The 19,446-nt window shown below is 30.5% G+C and carries 14 protein-coding genes; 4 read left to right on the forward strand and 10 right to left on the reverse strand.

All coding sequences use genetic code 11. The annotated features are described in order from the left end of the window. Positions 1–4 precede the first annotated feature (4 nt). The 7 genes from WHD08_RS06290 to WHD08_RS06320 all read right to left on the reverse strand — a co-directional run bounded on the left by WHD08_RS06290 (position 5) and on the right by WHD08_RS06320 (position 8,902). Positions 5–865, reverse strand: coding sequence for an outer membrane protein assembly factor BamD (locus tag WHD08_RS06290; protein ID WP_165730087.1), 861 nt, complete (start codon positions 863–865; stop codon positions 5–7). Between the two features lie 238 nt (positions 866–1,103). Further along, positions 1,104–1,616 carry a ferritin gene (locus WHD08_RS06295; RefSeq protein WP_208888814.1) on the reverse strand — a complete coding sequence of 171 codons (513 nt, stop codon included), beginning with the start codon at positions 1,614–1,616 and terminating at the stop codon, positions 1,104–1,106. Between the two features lie 5 nt (positions 1,617–1,621). Beyond that, a complete protein-coding gene (gene dapA, locus WHD08_RS06300; RefSeq protein ID WP_208888813.1) occupies positions 1,622–2,500 on the reverse strand; it encodes a 4-hydroxy-tetrahydrodipicolinate synthase in 879 nt (292 codons plus the stop codon). 99 nt (positions 2,501–2,599) lie between these two features. Next, positions 2,600–3,121: a DUF6913 domain-containing protein gene (locus tag WHD08_RS06305; RefSeq protein ID WP_165730081.1), complete on the reverse strand. Its 522-nt coding sequence runs from the start codon at positions 3,119–3,121 to the stop codon at positions 2,600–2,602. Positions 3,122–3,161: 40 nt separating this feature from the next. Beyond that, a complete protein-coding gene (locus WHD08_RS06310) occupies positions 3,162–4,238 on the reverse strand; it encodes an esterase-like activity of phytase family protein (protein ID WP_208888812.1) in 1,077 nt (358 codons plus the stop codon). Positions 4,239–4,300: 62 nt separating this feature from the next. After that, positions 4,301–7,957, reverse strand: a complete 3,657-nt coding sequence (locus WHD08_RS06315) for an ABC transporter permease/M1 family aminopeptidase (protein ID WP_208888811.1) — start codon at positions 7,955–7,957, stop codon at positions 4,301–4,303. A gap of 57 nt (positions 7,958–8,014) precedes the next feature. Further along, positions 8,015–8,902 carry an ABC transporter ATP-binding protein gene (locus tag WHD08_RS06320; protein WP_208888810.1) on the reverse strand — a complete coding sequence of 296 codons (888 nt, stop codon included), beginning with the start codon at positions 8,900–8,902 and terminating at the stop codon, positions 8,015–8,017. A gap of 298 nt (positions 8,903–9,200) precedes the next feature. Here WHD08_RS06320 and WHD08_RS06325 point away from each other — a divergent pair, with 298 nt between their 5' ends. The 4 genes from WHD08_RS06325 to WHD08_RS06340 all read left to right on the forward strand — a co-directional run bounded on the left by WHD08_RS06325 (position 9,201) and on the right by WHD08_RS06340 (position 13,510). Then, positions 9,201–10,289 (forward strand): M42 family metallopeptidase, encoded by a 1,089-nt coding sequence (locus WHD08_RS06325; protein ID WP_208888809.1) that lies wholly within the window; start codon positions 9,201–9,203, stop codon positions 10,287–10,289. Between the two features lie 85 nt (positions 10,290–10,374). After that, entirely contained in the window at positions 10,375–10,923 is a 549-nt protein-coding gene (locus WHD08_RS06330) for an NUDIX hydrolase (RefSeq protein WP_208888808.1), read from the forward strand. After that, on the forward strand, positions 10,920–12,836 hold the full coding sequence (locus tag WHD08_RS06335; protein ID WP_208888807.1) for a DUF294 nucleotidyltransferase-like domain-containing protein: 1,917 nt from the start codon (positions 10,920–10,922) through the stop codon (positions 12,834–12,836). Before WHD08_RS06330 ends, WHD08_RS06335 begins: the two co-directional genes overlap by 4 nt. Positions 12,837–12,838: 2 nt before the next feature. After that, positions 12,839–13,510 carry a 3'-5' exonuclease gene (locus tag WHD08_RS06340; RefSeq protein WP_208888806.1) on the forward strand — a complete coding sequence of 224 codons (672 nt, stop codon included), beginning with the start codon at positions 12,839–12,841 and terminating at the stop codon, positions 13,508–13,510. A gap of 47 nt (positions 13,511–13,557) precedes the next feature. Here WHD08_RS06340 and WHD08_RS06345 read toward each other — a convergent pair whose 3' ends face one another. From WHD08_RS06345 to WHD08_RS06355, 3 genes are all read right to left on the reverse strand, one after another. Next, on the reverse strand, positions 13,558–14,529 hold the full coding sequence (locus tag WHD08_RS06345; RefSeq protein WP_208888805.1) for a Gfo/Idh/MocA family protein: 972 nt from the start codon (positions 14,527–14,529) through the stop codon (positions 13,558–13,560). Positions 14,530–14,611: 82 nt separating this feature from the next. Further along, a complete protein-coding gene (locus WHD08_RS06350) occupies positions 14,612–16,498 on the reverse strand; it encodes a sodium:solute symporter (protein WP_208888804.1) in 1,887 nt (628 codons plus the stop codon). A 339-nt stretch (positions 16,499–16,837) separates the two neighbouring features. Beyond that, complete coding sequence (locus tag WHD08_RS06355; protein WP_208888803.1) at positions 16,838–19,333, reverse strand: PIG-L family deacetylase; 2,496 nt, start codon at positions 19,331–19,333, stop codon at positions 16,838–16,840. Positions 19,334–19,446 lie beyond the last annotated feature (113 nt).

Consider the following 19,446-nt stretch of genomic DNA (forward strand, 5'->3'; position numbering starts at 1 on the left):
ATTATTATTTCTTTTTTGAATTTTGAACTTCAACCTGTTTTGCAATCAATGCATCAATTCTTACTTGTTCTTTTTGTAAGGTCGCTAACATTATATTTGAATCTTCCATAAATTGAGATTCTGGGTAATTTCTTTTTAACTTATCGTATGCATCTATTGCATCCTTTATACGTTCAGGTTTTCTTCTATCATAACTTTTTAACACAAAGTCATGTGCCGCTTTTAACCTGTAATATAATGCCTCTTCTTTAAATTCAGAACCTAAAAAATCTGCTAATAAATTATCAAAAGCCTGTATTGCCGCTTTATAATTTCTTAAATCATATTCTGCTGTTCTATAATACGTTTTAGCAATTTCGAAATATTTTTTCTGAAGCTTATACCTTAATTCTTTATAATGTTGGTTCGCTTCTTCTATTTTATCAGAATCTGGGTACGTATTTATAAAACTTTGAAAAGCGTCTAATGCCTTATTTGTATCCGTTGGATCTAAACTAAAACTAGGAGAAGCCAATTTATAGCTATACGCTGATAAAAAAGCTGCTTCCTCAAGCTTAGAACTTTTAGGATAATTCTTTGCAAAACGATCAAAATAATAACCAGACATGCTATAATTCTTCTCGTTAAAATTAGACTGTGCTACCATAAATTGGATACGCTCCATTTGTGGTTTCCCTCTATAAGTTGGTGTAATTTTCTCAAACAAACGCAAAGCTTTACTAAACTTATTGCTTTCGTACAATTTCACAGCCATTTTATACTGCTCTTCCGTAGTACCTTTGTTTAAAACTTTTTGATATTCCCCACATGAAAATAATACAAGTGAGAACATCAATAAACACGCTAAATTTTTAATTTTTTGCATCGTGCAAAATTAGTGATTAAATATGGATAATAAAAGAATTTATTTTTTCTCAAATAATTCTTCCCTTTTAGCTCCTAAAACAACTTTAGGATAACTGTTTCAATGAAAGTTCTAAACACACAGTATTAAGAATAACACATGAAACTAAAACGCTTTTTTTGACAATAAATTATGTCATACAATAACGACACAAAAGACGCAAAAAAAGCGATTAGTTGTTACTAAAAGTTTGTTAATATTATTGTTGCGTAGGTGCAGCTGCTGTAATTAACTGTTTAATATCATTATCAAACAGGTAAAAACCACCTTTATCATCACCAATTAACTTTATTTTATCTAAGATGTTTCTAGCCAATGCTTCTTCTTCTATTTGTTCAGAAACATACCATTGTAAGAAATTATGAGTAGCATAATCTTTTTCTTGTAGGCAAATATCTACTAAATCATTTATGCATGCAGAAACATGAACTTCATGATTAAATAATTCTTGAAACATTTCTTTAAATTCACCAAATTCCACCGGAGGTGCATCTAATGCTGATACTATTGCATGACCACCGCGTTCATTTATAAATTTCACCAACTTTAACATGTGCATTCTTTCTTCGTCTGAATGTGCGTACATAAACTGTGCAACGCCTTCAAAACCTAAAACTTCTGCCCAAGAAGCCATTGACAAATATATTTGAGAAGACTGTGCTTCTACTCTAATTTGTTCGTTTAATGCTTTTTCTATAACTGGTGATAACATATTTTCTATTTAAAGTTCGCTACAAATTTAGCAATTTTAGATTGAAGTTCTGCACTTGCTTGCACTAAAGGTAAACGAACATCGTTTTTACAAAGACCTAACTCCTGTAAAACAGTTTTTATACCTGCAGGATTATTCTCTTCAAAAATATAATCTACAACATCCATCATTTTATAATGAATAGCATATCCTTCTTTATTATTACCTTGTAAACCGTGGTTTATCATTGCAGAAAATTCTTTAGGAAAAGCTTGTCCGATTACAGAAATTACTCCAGAACCTCCTGCCAAGGCAACGCCTAAAGCCATATCATCATCTCCAGAAATAATTAAAAAATCTGCTGGTTTGTCTTTTAACAATGTATAATATTGTTGTTGGTTATTACCTGCTTCTTTAATAGCTACTATATTATCAAATTCATTCGCCAAACGTATTGTGGTTGCAGGCTCCATGTTTTTTGCAGTTCTACCAGGAACATTATATAAAATAATTGGTAAATCTGTAGCTTGTGCAATGGCTTTAAAATGCTGATAAAAGCCTTCTTGCGTTGGCTTACTATAATAAGGAGCAACAGATAGAATACCGTCTAAACCTGTAAAATCTCTTGTTTGTAATTCTTCTATAACTAAAGCAGTGTTATTACCTCCAACACCTAAAACCAAAGGCAAACGTTTATTATTTGTCTTAATAATAACATTAATTATTTCTTGTTTTTCTTCTTTAGTAATGGTTGCACTTTCTGCGGTTGTACCATTGATAACTAAATAATCTGTTCCGTTATCGATGTTAAAATTCACCAATTTTACAAGTGCATCAAAATCTACACTTAAATCTTCTTTAAAAGGTGTTATCAACGCAACTCCAGTTCCAATAAATTTCTGCATTATTATGTATTTTATAAGGCGTAAAATTACAATTTAATGCTGAATTTCATCACTAAAAAAACAATTCTTACCAAGAATAAACAACTTTATTATTAAAGTTTAATTTTTTAGTTTTTTAAGAATTTGTAGGTATTTTTTTAATTCTGATGAAAACGCTTCTACATGTGCTGTACTTTCGGAAATTTCTAATTCATACAATTTAGAATTCACTCCAGAAAAACCGGCTTTAAAAGTAGCATTAGATTGTAAAACGGCAGTTTCTAAATACAAATTAGCTTCACTAAAATAACCTATTAATAAGTCGAATGGTTCTTCTAAAAAACTTTTAAAACTAGGTTCAATATAAATCCCTTTCCAATTGATATCTTTTTGTGTAAAGTATTTAAAGGAAGTATCTTTTGTAGCATCACTTTTCTTAAAACTATATATTCTAACATTTTTAACGCCTAGAACAGCTTCTATTTTTGCTTGTAAATCTATACTTAAAGAAATACTTGCCGTTGTTAAAATACCCACAGATTTAATTTCCTTTTGAGAAACATTTCTGCGTTCAGATACTTGTTTGATATTTTTATCAAACTTTTTTTTGATACTGGATTCTTTTAACTTCAAAAAATTCATTCTTAAAATAGATTATCTTGATAAAAATTAGAAATTAATTCTACTTAATTTCTAATAAAATAAATTGATTTAATTGTTTTCCATACACCTGAAAATTATCATCAGCAACTAAAAGTAAAGATTGATTTCCATTTTCTAATTTTGGACCCAATGTAATACCTTCTATGTTATCGATTATTCCATCTGTTAGCTGATCTTTAACCTCTTCAAAATTTAATAACAAACGCTTTTTAAGCGGAATAAAATCCGACTCTTTTAAAGCATCAATATTTAAAATATTCGTAGTTTCTTTATCGATTACTGCTTCAAAAATTCTCACAATATTCCCATAAGAACCATAACCACTTTGATACGTTCTTTCAATAATAAAAAAGTGATTTTCTTTATACTCTAAGATCGATGTTAATCCGTTTAAATTAATATTTCCTTTAGATGGTTTTGTAATATGTTCTAATTGATACGCATACTGCTTTGTCGCTTTTTTTGATGTTTTATCAAAATACGTAATTCTAATTGGTGATGATGCTTTTGTAAAAGTAGGATCTTCTCCATCTGATTTTAAAGGACCTTCCATTGCTACCCAAAATCCTTTTCCGTCTATGCTTTTAGAAGAACCTTCAAAAACGGCATTGTGTTTTATATTATTAGTATCACTTAAGTTTTTAGGAAGCTCATAAGCTTCTACAAAATTTCCGTTTAAATCTGTTTTAAAAACAGTCGGACTTTTACCGTTATTAATAGATCCTTCTCCAACAAAATATACCTCTTCGGTTTCTGCTTCTACAAAAATGGATTCCAAATCTAAAGCGTTTTCTTTATAATAAGACGCTGTAGTATCATTTAGTAAAACAACCTGTTTTAAATCTACAGCTTCTATTTTATTTTGTTTGATCTTAATTTCTGCTTTTACAAAACGAGGATTTCTAGCATCATCTACTACAAAATAATATTCTCCGTTTGCATAATCCACACCAGACAAACCACCAATAATTGAGTTTTGAAATGCTATTGAATCTGCTAAAACAAATTCATCTAAAAAATTTAATTCGGTTGCTTTTTCATGTTTACAAGAACAAAAAACAAGACAACCTAAAATACCTAAAACAATACTTTTCATAATTTTAATTTTGAAAAAGACCTTTCAAATTAAAAAAATGAAAGGTCAAATATCATAAAACACTACAACTTTCTTCTGTTATCTTCAGATTGCGTATCTATTAACTTATTGTAAGGATCTACTCCTACCTCAATCGGTTTTTCATCAACAATAATTGTAATTTTATTATTGATCTCTGTAATCTTATGCTTCTTTAAATATAGTTCTTTTTCTTTCTTTTCTCCATCAACTTCTTCTTGCGCAAAAATACCAATATCAATATAATCTGCCAACGGAACTGATAAAATAGGTTTTTTCATATCATCCGTTTGATACGTTAAAGTATCTCCTACTTTTTCACCATAATAGCGTTTTCCTTTTTCATCATTTCTATATTTAGAAACTTCAAATTCTATTTCTACTTCGTATTTTCCGTTGTCTAGTTCTGTAGATTTTACTTCTAAAATTTGGTTTCTGTACAACGTAATGGTTTCAAACATATCTTTAATTACATATTGTAAAGAGTCTGGTGTTACTTCTCTAATATAATTTACCATTTCTACAGAAGTTGTATATGGAGCTTCTTGAAACTTCACTTTTTCTACATACTTTTTTAAAGCACCATTTAAGTTTTCTTCACCTATATAATCACTTAAAGCATAAAAAACTAAAGACCCTTTCTGATAACGGATATACCCTTGTCCGTCGTTATACATCAATGCATTTTCACGTTTTCTTTCCATGGTTCTTTGCATTAAATAATCATCTAAGGCTTTCTTTAAAAAGGTACGCATCTTCGGTTTTCCATTTTGATGCTCTAATACTTTTAACGAAACATATTCCGACAAACTTTCTGACAACATAGTAGCACCCAAAACATCTGCACCAATAACTTGATGCGCCCACCATTGATGTGCAACCTCATGTACAGTTACCGCAAAAGGATAATCTACTCCATCATCATTTGTATCATCTACAGCTGCAATAAACCCAAAGCCTTCAGAAAACGGAATTGTATTTGCAAAAGATTGCGCAAAAGTACCTTGTGTTCTCGGAAACTCTACAATTCTTAACTGTTTATGTTGATAAGGACTAAAGTTTTTCTCGTTATACGTTACAGATGCTTTCATCCCTTTTAGCATTCTATCTAAATTATAATCGTGTGGTTTGTGATAGTAAATTTCTAAACTAATGCCATTCCACATTTCTTTTTTAACTTGATATCTTGCGGAATTAAACGCATAGAAATTCAACATTTTACTATCCATTTTATAATGGAAATATTTACGCCCTTCTTCTGTCCATTCTTTCTGCAAATAACCTGGTGCAATTGCAATTTGATCTTCGGATGTAGAAACGGTTGCTTCAAAATCTATCCAATCAGAATCTTTAGAAATATACGTGTTTCCTAAAGCGGTAGAATCTGTTGGTTGAGATTGTAAATTATTAGGTGGTAAATCGTACTTTTCTCTTGTTTTATTGTCTGTTAATTCTCCTGCAGAAGAATATCCTAAAGAAGGAAACATTGAAAAATTATTTAAAAATGTTCCGTTTGCTAAAACAGGCGATTTTCTTTGAAACATGGTATTTTCTTTACTTTTTACATGTACTGTAAGTTGTAAAGAATCTCCAGGTAGTATTTTTTTATCGAACTTATAAATATCAAAATTAAAAACCGTGTCCTCTAAGACCAAATTATTTGGTTTATTAAATTCGAAGGTATTTTCTAATGAATTATGATTTAAGAAAATACTATCAATTGCTTTATCCGTTTTATTTATCATTGTAAAAACAGCACTTGCTTTGTACGTTCTTTTCTTCGGATAAATAGCTACATCTGCATTTACAGCTACAATTCTTGGTTGCTTATAATCTTCGTATTTTTTATAACTTTTTTCCCATTTAACAGCATTTAATTCAGCTTGTTTAGATGCTGAGTTTTCATCCTCTGATTTTGTTTCTTGATAAATCGTAAATCCTAAAGTTAAAAAAGCAACCAAAACAACCGCTAAACCAACTTTTTGAGGTGTTTTAAATCTTGCTACAGCAATATCCATTCTTTCAGAAAAAGAATTTGGTAATCCTCTAACCCAAAATAAAACACTTACAAGAAGTAATGATGTTCCTCCTAAAATCCAATAGATTTTATACCATAAATAGCGAGACAACGCAGAGCCATAACCATTCATATCCGAATAACTAAAACCTGGACCTTCGTTATATTTAAAAATAGCTAACTCAATTCCTATTAAGTCTAAAAACGGAATCCCCATAGCAACGATTAACAAAACCAATAAACCTAAATATTGATTTTTAAACAACGTTTGTACAAATATTGCTAAGAAAGCCCAAATTGCATAGTTTAAAAACTTTAACCCAAACAACTCTTTTATATAATGGCCAATTTCAAAATTATAATATCCTTGATACGCTTGAAACAACATACCAGAAACCATAATTACTGCCAGTAAAACCAATTGCATTTTTAAAATTGCTATTAATTTAGAGAATAATAATGTCCAATTTGGTATTGGTGTGCTATCAACTAAATGACTAATTTTTGCAGTTCTTGCTCTTTGTACCAACATACCTGCGTATAAAAAAGTACAAACATTAATAACAAATAAACTAAAAATATTTCCACCACCCAACATTTGCCAAGTAACTGGTAATGTATCTGTTCCAAAAATTTCACTAGAAATAAATAAAGTACCAAACAACATTAAAAGACCAACAATAAGAATACAAATAAATGGTAAACTTTTAAAAATGTATTTAAAATCGATGTTAGACAAGTGCCACATCACTTTTAAATTCTGAATAAAAGAATAATCATGAGATACTTTTGGTAACGTAATTCTTGTAACTCCGCTAAAATTAGATTTTGTAATTCTTTCTGCTTTTATTTTTCTAAAAGAAAGTGTAATGGCATTTTGTGTGAATTTAAAATATTTATAAACCAATCCAAAAACTAAAGAAGAAATTACCAACCACAATAAGCGATTATAAATAACCAATTCACCTATTGGAATTTGCATTTCATTTTGCTCAGAAACAGTCCAATATTTTGTATAATAAGAAGATGCAGAAGAACCATAAGGATCTAAAATAGCTAATAAAGTTGCTTGTTCTGGTTCAGATAAAATACTAGAAATTACTCCCTGAACAAACATTAGAATAATTACCGTAATAAAACCAGCTGCAACACTTCTAGAAAATGTAACAACAGCAAAAACAACAGCACCAAAAAACAATACATTTGGTAAAATATAGACCAAATACGTTGTTAGATAAGTCGTAATATTAAAATCACCAACAATATCAGCATTGGTTCCTGGAAAACGAAACCCAATAACCATACCTAAAGCAACCACCAAAACAATAGCAGAAACTACTACAATTCCGCTAAAAAACTTAGCAAATAAGTAATTGGCTTTTGTAAACGGATACGAAAATAAAATGGAGTGCATTTCACTTTTAAAATCTCTATAAATAGAAACACCAATAATTGATGGAAATAAAAAGAAGATTAAAATAGTAAATGCATTAAAAATACCTGTAACACCAATTGGCGAATTTACAATTCTAGAAGAACCAGTGGTACCAGAAACTCCATCCCAAATACCTGCAGAGGTTGCCGATAAAAAGAAAGATATTAATAAAAAAATTGAAATATAAATATAAAAAACAGGCTTGTTAAACCAGTATTTTAATTCGTGTTTAAAAATAGTTGAAAACATATAAAATGTGTAATTGTTATTTTGTGTAATTGTGTAATTGAAAGCACACCCAAAACTTTAAACCAGTTCCGGCTCATCTTGTTTTAATGCAATAAAATACACATCGTCTAATTGCGGAGTTGCCGCTACAAAATCGTTCGAAGGTTTTTCTTCTGCATGCACTCTGATATTTAACGTATTGTCTGTATTAAAATTTCTAGACAACACATTGTACAATTTCATATTTTCTTCTAAATCGTCTTTTTCTACAATTTTTGTCCAAATAGTGTTTTCTAATTCTTCTGTTGCTTTTTGTGGTGTAGAATGTTTTAAAATTCTACCTCCGTTTAAAATAGCCATTTCATTACACAGTTCTTTCACATCTTCTACAATATGTGTAGAAAAAATAACCGTACAATTACTACCAACCTCTCTTAAAACATTTAAAAAACGATGTCTCTCTGCAGGATCTAAACCAGCAGTAGGCTCATCAACAATAATTAATTTTGGATTGTTTAAAAGCAATTGAGCAATACCAAAACGCTGCTTCATTCCGCCAGAATACCCAGCAACATGTTTGTGTCTAACTTCATATAAATTAGTAATATCTAAAACCTCTTTTACAATTGCTTTTCTTTCAGATTTTTTTGATATTCCTTTTAAAGTAGCAAAATAATCTAACAACTCTTCGGCAGACATTTTAGGATACACTCCAAAAGATTGTGGCAAATACCCTAAAACTTTACGTAAAGACATGTTGTCTTCTAAAACATTAATATCACCAAAAGTAATTGAACCAGAATCTGGACTTTGTAATGTTGCAATCGTTCTCATTAAAGAAGATTTCCCTGCTCCATTTGGACCTAACAAACCAAACATTCCTGTACCTATTTCAATGCTTAAATTATCAATAGGTTTTACGCCGTTTTTGTATGTTTTGGTTAAATTTTCAATTACTAACTTCATATTGTTGGTTTTAGTGATATTTACTTGAAAAAGTGATTCCTATAGCTTTAGCTAGAGGTTTCCTATAGAATTGCCATTCCCGTGAAAACGGGAATCAGTGATTAGTGTAAAAGTAAGCACTTTTGTTACACTTTTTTGTGATTTTTTTTATGGAGTTCCTAAAAAATCGTATTATTTTTACCATTGGAAGTATAAAATGTACTCGATATTTTTTCTGATCACTTTTACAATAGAAAAAACAACCGAACTAACATTTAACTTTAGAACTTTTCATATTAAAACTTTATAAACTTTTATAATGGCACAAAAATCAATTTTAAATAAAGCGTCACTTACATTTTTAGAAAAATACTTAAATAATGCTGCACCAACCGGGTACGAATGGGAAGGTCAGAAAATTTGGATGGACTACCTAAAACCGTATGTAGACACATTTATTACAGATACTTATGGTTCTGCAGTAGGTGTTATAAACCCAGATGCAAAATACAAAGTAGTTATTGAAGGACATGCAGATGAAATTTCTTGGTATGTAAATTACATTTCTGATAACGGATTGATTTACGTAATTAGAAACGGAGGATCAGATCATCAAATTGCACCAAGTAAAATTGTAAACATTCATACTAAAAACGGAATTGTAAAAGGTGTTTTTGGATGGCCAGCAATTCATACAAGAGACAAAGCAAATGAGCAAGCACCAAAACCAGACAATATTTTTATTGATACAGGTTGTGCAACAAAAGCAGAAGTAGAAGCTTTAGGCGTTCATGTTGGTTGTGTAATTACCTACCCAGATGAATTTCATATCTTAAACGGAGACAAATTTGTTTGTAGAGCATTAGACAACAGAATGGGTGGTTTTATGATTGCCGAAGTAGCTCGTTTATTGAAAGAAAATAAAAAAGAATTACCATTCGGATTGTACATTACAAACTCTGTACAGGAAGAAATTGGTTTACGTGGTGCAGAAATGATTACACAAACCATTAAGCCAAATGTGGCAATTGTTACCGATGTAACACACGATACAACTACACCAATGATCGAGCAAAAAACTGCTGGTCTTTTAGAATTAGGTAAAGGTCCGGTTATTGCTTATGCACCAGCTGTTCAACAAAAATTACGTGATTTAATTACTGAAACTGCCGAAGCAAAAGAAATTCCTTTTCAACGTTCTGCACTTTCTAGAGCAACAGGTACAGATACAGATGCTTTTGCTTATAGCAACGGAGGTGTTGCCTCTGCCCTAATTTCTTTACCGTTACGTTACATGCACACTACTGTAGAAATGGTACACAGAGATGATGTAGAAAATGTAATCAAAATGATTTATGAAACATTATTGAATATTAAAGGAGGAGAAACTTTTTCTTATTTTGAATAAATAAAATACAGACACGAATTTCACGGATTTACACTGATAAAAATTTTTATTTGGTGATAATAAGTGAAATTCGTGTCTTATAATTATGGATGAACTCATAGACATTTTAACTCCTGATGGAAAACCTACAGGAAAAACGGCTTTAAAATCTGAAGCCCATAAAAACGGGTGGTTTCATGCAACTGTTCATATTTGGCTTTTTACTTCGGATGAAAAAATACTACTTCAAAAAAGAGCATTGACCAAAAAAGTATTTCCAGGCTTATGGGATATTTCTGTTGCAGGACATATTGCTGCCGGAGAAACTATTATTAAATCAGCAAAAAGAGAAGTTTTTGAGGAAATCGGACTTAAAATAGAAGAAAAAGACCTCATCAAAATTGGTACAAGGATTCATCAAGTTTCTCATGCAAACGGAATTCAAGATAACGAGCATCATCATGTTTTTATCGCGGAATTAAAAGTTCCGATGTCAACATTAACCATTCAAGAAGAAGAAGTTGATGCTATCAAATTATTTGATTTATCAACTTTAAAAAGCACAGAAAACCTGGAAAATGTTTTACTACCTAGATTTCATGAGTATTACTGTTCGGTTTATAACAAAATTCATCAACAAATACATAAAAGATGAAAAATTCAATTGCAGAACGCGTTTACGATTTTTTAAAAAACTATCCGCCTTTCAACTTATTAGCGACTAAAAAAATATTAGAAATTGCTTCTCAAGTTTCTATCATCTATTTAGAAAAAGGAAAAGTTATTTTTAACGAGAATGATGAAATTCACAAACAATTTTACATTGTAAGAAATGGAGGAATTAGCTTGTACAAAAATTCTAATGACAAAAAAGCATTAATAGATATTTGTGATGGTGGAGATATTTTCGGTTTAAGACCTTTAATTAGTAAAGAAAACTATTTATTAGACGCCATTGCCAATGAAGAATCTATTGTGTACGCCATTCCTATTGAAATTTTTGAAGCAGTATCAGAAAGAAGTTTAAAAATTAATAAATACTTACTAACTTCTTTTGCTTCTAATTCTTTTGATCCTTATACAAACGAGCAAAACAGCAATGTTTTTACAGATTATATAGAAAATGACAATTTAGCTTATTCTAATTTACACTCTGTAAATTACACTAAAAAGCCATTAACCTGTACAGCGAATGCTACAGCAAAAGAAGCCGCTATAAAAATGAGCAATCAAAAAGTGGGTTGTATTATAGTAGTAGACGATGCCTGCGTTCCTTTAGGAATTATTACAAATAGCGATCTTAAAAACAAAATAGCTACAGGCCTATTTCCAGTAGACACCTCCGTAAAAGAAATCATGTCTTCTCCGGTAATTACACAATCTAAAAACCTTACTGTTTTAGACGCTCAGTTACAAATGATAAAGCAAAAGGTAGGTCATTTGTGTATTACTGTAGACGGAACGAGTAACTCTAAACTGATAGGAATTTTAACAAATCATGATGTTTTAGCTTCATTAGGAAATAACCCAACAGTAATTTTAAAAGAGATTAAACGTGCTAAAAAAACGAAAGAAATTCGTGAAATTAGAAACAAAGCAAACCTACTTTTAAAATCTTATTTAGAGCAAAATATACCGTTATCGCATATTTCTAAAATTATATCTGAAATAAATGATAGTGTAGCCATAAGAGTTATTGAGATTTCTTTAAAAAAAATGACAACGCCTCCGCCTGCTAAATTTACTTGGCTAGCATTAGGAAGTCAAGGTAGAAAAGAACAACTCTTATATACAGACCAAGACAATGCTATTATTTTTGAAGATGTTAGCAAAGAACAGTATACAGAAACGAAAGAATATTTTTTAAAACTAGCAGGTCATATTACAAAATCGCTACATAAAATTGGTTATGAATATTGCCCTGCAGAAATGATGGCAAGCAATCCTAAATGGTGTTTATCTTTATCTGAATGGAAAGATCAGTTTAACGAGTGGATTTTTAATGTTGATGGAGAAGCCATTTTATTATCGTCTATTTTCTTCGATTTTAACGCTATTTATGGTGAAGTTTCTATGGCAAGAGAACTAACCAAAAGCATTTTTAAAACATTGAATGAAAGAACTCTTTTATTTACTTTTTTAGCAAAAGAAGCTATTGCAAGTCCCTCTCCTCTAGGTTTTTTTAAACAATTTCTAGTAGAGAATAATGGAGACCATAAAGATTCTTTTAACATAAAACAAAGAGCTTTAATGCCTTTAATTAATGCCGCAAGACTTTTAACACTCTCTAATAATATTTTTGAAATTAACAATACTGCACACCGTTTTGAAAGATTAGCAGAAATAGAACCTCAGAATAAAGAGCTATACCAATCTTGTTCTTATGCTTTTAAAGCCCTGCTAAAATTTAAAACCAAACAAGGAATATTACACAACGATTCTGGTAAGTTTATTAAATTAGAGTCTTTAACAAAAGAAGAAAAGTTAAAACTAAAAAGATGCTTTAAACCCATTAGAGAAATTCAAGAAGTACTTACTATTAAATTTAACTTATCAAATATGAGATAATTATGAAGTTTAACTGGTTTAATAAAAAGGAAAACAAGATACTTCCGGATTACTTTTTAGAGTATGAAGATAGTTTTTTAAACGCACCAAAACTCGCTATAAACGAAACTCGATTTGTTGTTTTTGACACAGAAACTACGGGATTTAATAGAATGAGAGATCGTGTATTATCTATTGGTGCTGTTTCTTTAATTAATAACACTTTAAATGTAAATGACAGTTTTGAAGTGTATTTAAAACAAGAAATATTTAATCCAGAAACGGTACACATTCACGGTATTTTAAAAGAAGGTAACATTACTAAAATTTCCGAACTAGAAGCACTAAAAAGTTTCTTAAAATACATCGGTAATTCAATTCTGGTTGGGCATCATATAAACTTTGACATTATGATGATGAACCAAATTTTAGTAAGAAACGAACTACCAGAAATTAAAAATAAGACCTTAGATACAGAACATTTATATAGAACCTCTAAGCATACCGTTTATCAAAATACATTACCAAAAGAGCGGTATACTTTAGATCAATTATGTGATGAACTAAATGTATCTAAAAGTGATAGACATACCGCAAGTGGAGATGCTTTTATTACAGCTATACTGTTCTTAAAAATAATAGCTCGTTTAGATAAAAACAACGATTTAACCGTGAAAGACTTGCTAAACTCATAAGAGCATTTTTTCTTATTTAAAATTCCAAATACTCAAAAAAAGCATCTTTAATACGTTAGATTGATACTTTCTCTAACAGTGTCTAAAATACTGATCAAACTTCTAGAAAAATCAAAAGACATAACGTTACTTTGTTTTTTGTTTTCTCTTAAAAGTGTATTGAAATGCTCTGTTTCGAAACTATAACCAATGGTTTTATAATCGAAATTAATGGTTTCTTCTGTATCATTTTTTAAAATAGTTACAGAAGAAGGCGCATGAAATTGTGTGTTTATTTTTACAATTGCAGTGTCAAAAGTAAAAACGGCTTCCGTTGGTGTATTCTCTAACAACGTGCTTTTTAAATGAGCAGTCGCATTTTTATAATTAAAAAGCATATTACATTCCGCATCTGCACCATTTTTAAAGAAAATAGCATCGGCTTCAATAGTAACTGGAGTTCCCAAAGTAGATAAAGCTGCAAAAATTGGATAAATACCAATATCTAACAAGCTTCCTCCTCCCACTTCTTTTTTAAATAATCTTCGATCTGTATCATACGTATTATAAAAACCAAAATCTGCTTCTAGCTTTTTTAGCTCTCCATACTTCTTCGTCTTCACAAGGTCTAAAACATACGTAAAATGTGGTAAAAAATACGTCCATAATGCTTCCATCAACAAAACATTATTTTCTTTTGCAACTGCAATCATTTCTTCTACTTCTTGCAAATTCATTGCAAAAGGTTTCTCACATAAAACTGCTTTTTTATTTTCTAAACAAAGTATAGCATGTTCTTTATGAAAACTATGCGGAGTCGCTATATATACTGCATCTACCTCAGCGTCTTTAGCCAATGCTTCGTATGATTTATATGCATTTTTAGCACCGAATTTCTTTGCAAAATCAGTGGCTTTCCCTTCACTTCTAGAAGCCACAGCAACTAATTCTGCATTTTCTACCGTTGCTAAATCGGTAGCAAATTTTGCAGCTATTTTTCCAAGGCCAATAATTCCCCATTTTATTATTTTCTTTTCCATAGTAACTTTTTTAATTATTTAAAAATAGAATCTAAAAAGGTATCAAATACTGTCTACACTTATTTATCTAAAGTACTCTCAATTAATTTTCTTTTTCATTTAAAATCGTCTTATCAATATTAAAGAACCCTAAAAAAGAAAATAGTACAATTAGAGAAACAACATGAGTTATGTTTAAAGAAACATCGTTCAATACATCATATGTAATTTTTAAAATAGCCAATAAACTAATTATTAAGGCGACTTTACTTTGCTTATTTATCGCTTTAAAAACGAATAATAGTGAGAAGAATATCACCAAAACACATCCAATAAAATTCAGCCATAAATAACTAATTATCGGTTCTAAACCTTGTGTTTCTAAGTTGTAAATTCCGAAATAATAAATAGAACAAATTAATATTTGCGTAATTAATGCTGCTCTAAAAACAGCATTTCCATTTACCTTTTTAAAGAAGAATGCTAACAAGAAAATACCCAAGACGTTTCCGTAGAAAATAGACCCAATAATATTTACAAGCTGAATTAAATTATCGAATAAATTGGCCACACACGCCACCGAAATGGCAATGATTCCCCAAAGTAATGTAAACCATTTAGAAGCCTTTACATAGTGCTCTTCGTCTTTGTCTTCTCTTACATTTCGCTTGTATAAATCTATAGCGGTTGTGCTTGCCAAAGCGTTTAATTCTGATGCCGTAGAAGACATTGCTGCAGATAAAATAACCGCCAATAAAAGTCCGATTAGCCCTCTTGGTAAATTGTTTAAAATAAAATGAATAAACACATAATCCTTGTCGTTCGATTCTATTTTTTTAATGGATTTCTCATTTACTTTTTTAATGATTTCTTTAGCTGATTCTTTTAAGGCTAAATCTCTTTCGTTTAATTCCTGAATTCGAGTCGCTTCTTCCATCTGAAAACCATCAGAAAACAACAATCTTTTATCATTTTCTATAATGGTATGTTCTGCTTCTAACTTCTGGTATTCACCAACAAATTCAGAGTTTTGAACCGCATCATTTGCTGTTGGATTAAAATTTAAAGGCGATGCATTAAATTGATAAAAAACAAAAACCATAACCCCAATTAACAGAATAAAAAACTGCATTGGCACTTTTAACAATCCGTTAAAAATTAAACCCAACTGACTCTCTCTAACCGATTTTCCTGACAAATAACGTTGCACCTGACTTTGGTCTGTTCCAAAATACGATAACATTAAAAATGTTCCTCCTAAAATACCGGTCCAAACAGTGTATCTATTGCTTAAATCGAAAGAAAAATCTAACACTTCCATTTTATTACTTGCACCTGCTATTTCTAATGCATTGGTAAATGTAATATTCTCTGGAAGCTGACTCATAATCATAAAAAACGCAATTAGCATTCCAATAAAAATGATAATCATTTGTTGTTTTTGCGTCACGTTTACTGCTTTTGTACCTCCAGAAACCGTATAAATAATCACTAAAAAACCAATGATAATATTCAGCGTTAACAAGTCCCAATCTAGCACTGCACTTAAAATAATGGCAGGTGCAAAAATGGTAATTCCGGCAGCTAAGCCACGCTGAATTAGAAACAAAATTGCCGCTAAACTCCTCGTTTTTAAATCGAATCTTCCTTCTAAAAATTCGTAAGCTGTGTAGACTTTTAATTTATGATAAATCGGTATAAAAACCACACAAATTATAATCATTGCAATAGGCAATCCGAAGTAAAACTGTACAAACCCCATACCACTATGAAACGCTTGCCCTGGTGTTGATAAAAACGTAATTGCACTGGCTTGCGTTGCCATTACAGACAGACCAATCGTCCACCATTTAGAGTCGCTCCCACCCTTAATATAATCGGTTACATTGTCGTTTTTTCTAGTTACATACGTACCATACGCTACTATAAAAATTAAGGTTACAGACAGAATAATCCAATCTATTGCATGTAATTTACTTTCAATTTCCATAGACTAAACTGTAAAATAATTTGTAATTAAATAAAACGCAATAATATAAATTACATTCGCTATTAAGACCAATGAATATTCTTTTTTCCAAGTATATTTTTCTTCTTTCATTCTATTTTTATTAGAAGCTATTTCCTGCTTTCGTTACTCGCTTTTTTTACTTCTGTTCTCGATACAAATTTGCTCATTCTTCTCAAATTCACTCAAACTGACAGTAAAAAAGAGCTCAAACAAATAACTCTATCAGGGCTAAACTTGTTTGTCTACTTTTGTCATTTTTAAACTTCATTTTAATATTCCAACTTTAAACCTCAAACTTGAAACATGAAAACTTAAAACTTACTTTGAAACCTCTTTCCCTACAGACAACATATTTGCAAATAATCTATATGCTCCAGAAACTCCAGCAGGCAATTCTCTAAAGAAACTTAAACCGGTATAGATATAATTTCCTTTTCCATATTTTGCAATCAATAAACTACCCAATTTCATGTTTTCACCTTTATCATTCATAGATAAAACAGGTACATAAGCTTCATGCCAAATATTAGGAAAATACAAACCACGTTCTTGTACCCAACCATTAAAATCTTCGTTGGTAATTTTATTAGGAAAATTCATTAAAGGATTGTCTTCTGCTAATATTAAAACATCCGCAGACTCGTCTGTTACTCTATCTCTAGACAACTTTAAAGGGAAAGGTGCTGCAACATCTACATTTCTATTGGTGTTATATTGCACAATCATATTTCCTCCTTGTGCCACATATTCTAACAAGAATTTTTGTTTAAATTTTAATTCATCAACAACATTATAAGCTCTGATACCTAAAACAATAGCATCATACTTTAATAAGTTTTCTTCATTAATATCTATAGGGTTTATAATTTCAACGCTATAACCAATCTGACGTAAACTTTCTGGAACCGCATCTCCTGCTCCTTTTATATAACCAATTGTATTTCCTACTTTTTGAATATCTAAACGAACAACTTTTGCTTCAGAATTTAACAAAACACTTTGTTTAGGAATATGATTGTAATTAATCTCAACCAATTCTTTAGTATAACTTTCTCCTTTAGAAACCGCAATAACTTCTAATTTTCCTTCAGATGGATCTTTAGAGGGAGTTACTAAAAACGAAACATTTTGTACATCTTCCTTTTGTTCAATATTAAAGTTAATTTCTGCAGGAGTTACTCGCCAACCTTCAGGAACTTTTAAACTTACTTTTCCTTGCACAAAAGGAATACCAGCTCTAATTGCTACATTGATACTCTTAGAAATGCTATCAGAAAAAATAAGCACTTTGTTTTTAATTTTTGTAGTTACTTCTGGTAAAACCTCATAAGGTTCATAAATTTCTCCTTTATCTCTTTCAGCATATCGTCTAATAACATTCTTTGTAATGGTAATCGGAATAAAATCTATGATTAATTTATACGTTATTTTAGAAATTCCTGGTGTTTCTGGCAGTCCAATTAATGCTTGATCATCTACAGTATACATTCCTAAAGTAGCCTCTTTACGCAACCAATAAGGATCTGTATAAGAATCTGTTTTTAAAGAAAATGTTTCTTTAAATGTAAATTTCTCATTCTTTGTTAAATTAAATCCTTTAAAAATTTCGATGCTATCCAATTCAGAAACAATAGATGTTAATTGCATGTTTACATCACTTCTATTTAATACTTCAAAATTTATATCAATTTTAGAATTTGGTGTTCCAGAAGAACTGTTTGCAGAAGATTCTATATACAAACCTGCACAAGCTTCAATAATTTCTTTAATTTGCTTTTCTTTAATTGTTTTCCAATGATTGTCTTCTAAATCGCTCATCATGCTATACGCTAACATTAATTTAGATAAGTGTTTAGACGGATTTACAAAATTGAAATTATCTTCAACATCCTTTAAAATCTTACCAATAGAAGCTCCTTTTTTTAAACGACTCCAAGTAGTATTAATTCCAGAAAAAACATCGTTTTCTACTATTAAAGAATCTCCTTTTAAAAACTCTACATACTCTTTTTGAGATCCTCTTGTGCTTAAGCGTCCGAAACCTTGACTCAAATGTTGGCTACTTGCTATAGATGCAATCTCGTTATTAGACAAACCTTTTAAAGCATAATACTCGCCAATATCAACAGACATTAAATCTTTTGTTGCATCATTAAAGGCTGCTTGACTTTTAAAAGAATACGTAGAAATATTATGAAACAAACGTTTTGGTTGCCAAGTTTTGGTATATTTAAGTTGATCTGCATATTTTGTAGAATCATTGGCAATATCAAAAGCCGCCACACTTAAAATAGCAGAAGCGGTATGATGCCCATGTGTAGTACCTGGCGTTCTATGATCGAATCTATTGATAATAACATCTGGCTTAAAATTTCTTATTGCCCAAACAACATCACTTAAAACGGCTTCTTCATTCCAAATTTCTAAGGTTTCATCTGGGTGTTTAGAATACCCAAAATCATTGGCTCTTGTAAATAATTGTTCTCCACCATCTACACTTCTTGCCGCTAATAATTCTTGTGTTCTAATAACTCCTAATAACTCTCTAAGTTCTGGTCCTATTAAATTCTGACCTCCATCTCCTCTTGTTAAGGACAAATAACCTGTTCTTGCTTTTACATTATTTGATAAATAAGATATTAAGCGTGTATTTTCATCATCTGGATGCGCAGCAATATAAAGCGCAGTTCCTAGAAAATTCAGTTTTTGAACTTTCTCGTAAATCTGATTCGACGTTAATTTTTGAGGTTTTTGTGCGAATACTGAAACAGAAATCAGTAAAAATGCAAGTGTAGAAAGTAAAAATTTCTTCATGTTTTTGTATTGGTCAATTTTTGTATGTTGAGCGCACTAGAGACTTCATAAAAACTCTTAACTGCGAACGAGAAGGCAATCTTTTAAAAAATAGTAGATTGACATAAAAACAA

Origin of the sequence: Polaribacter sejongensis, from assembly GCF_038024065.1 — a bacterium.
In the GTDB taxonomy this organism is placed as follows: domain Bacteria; phylum Bacteroidota; class Bacteroidia; order Flavobacteriales; family Flavobacteriaceae; genus Polaribacter; species Polaribacter sejongensis.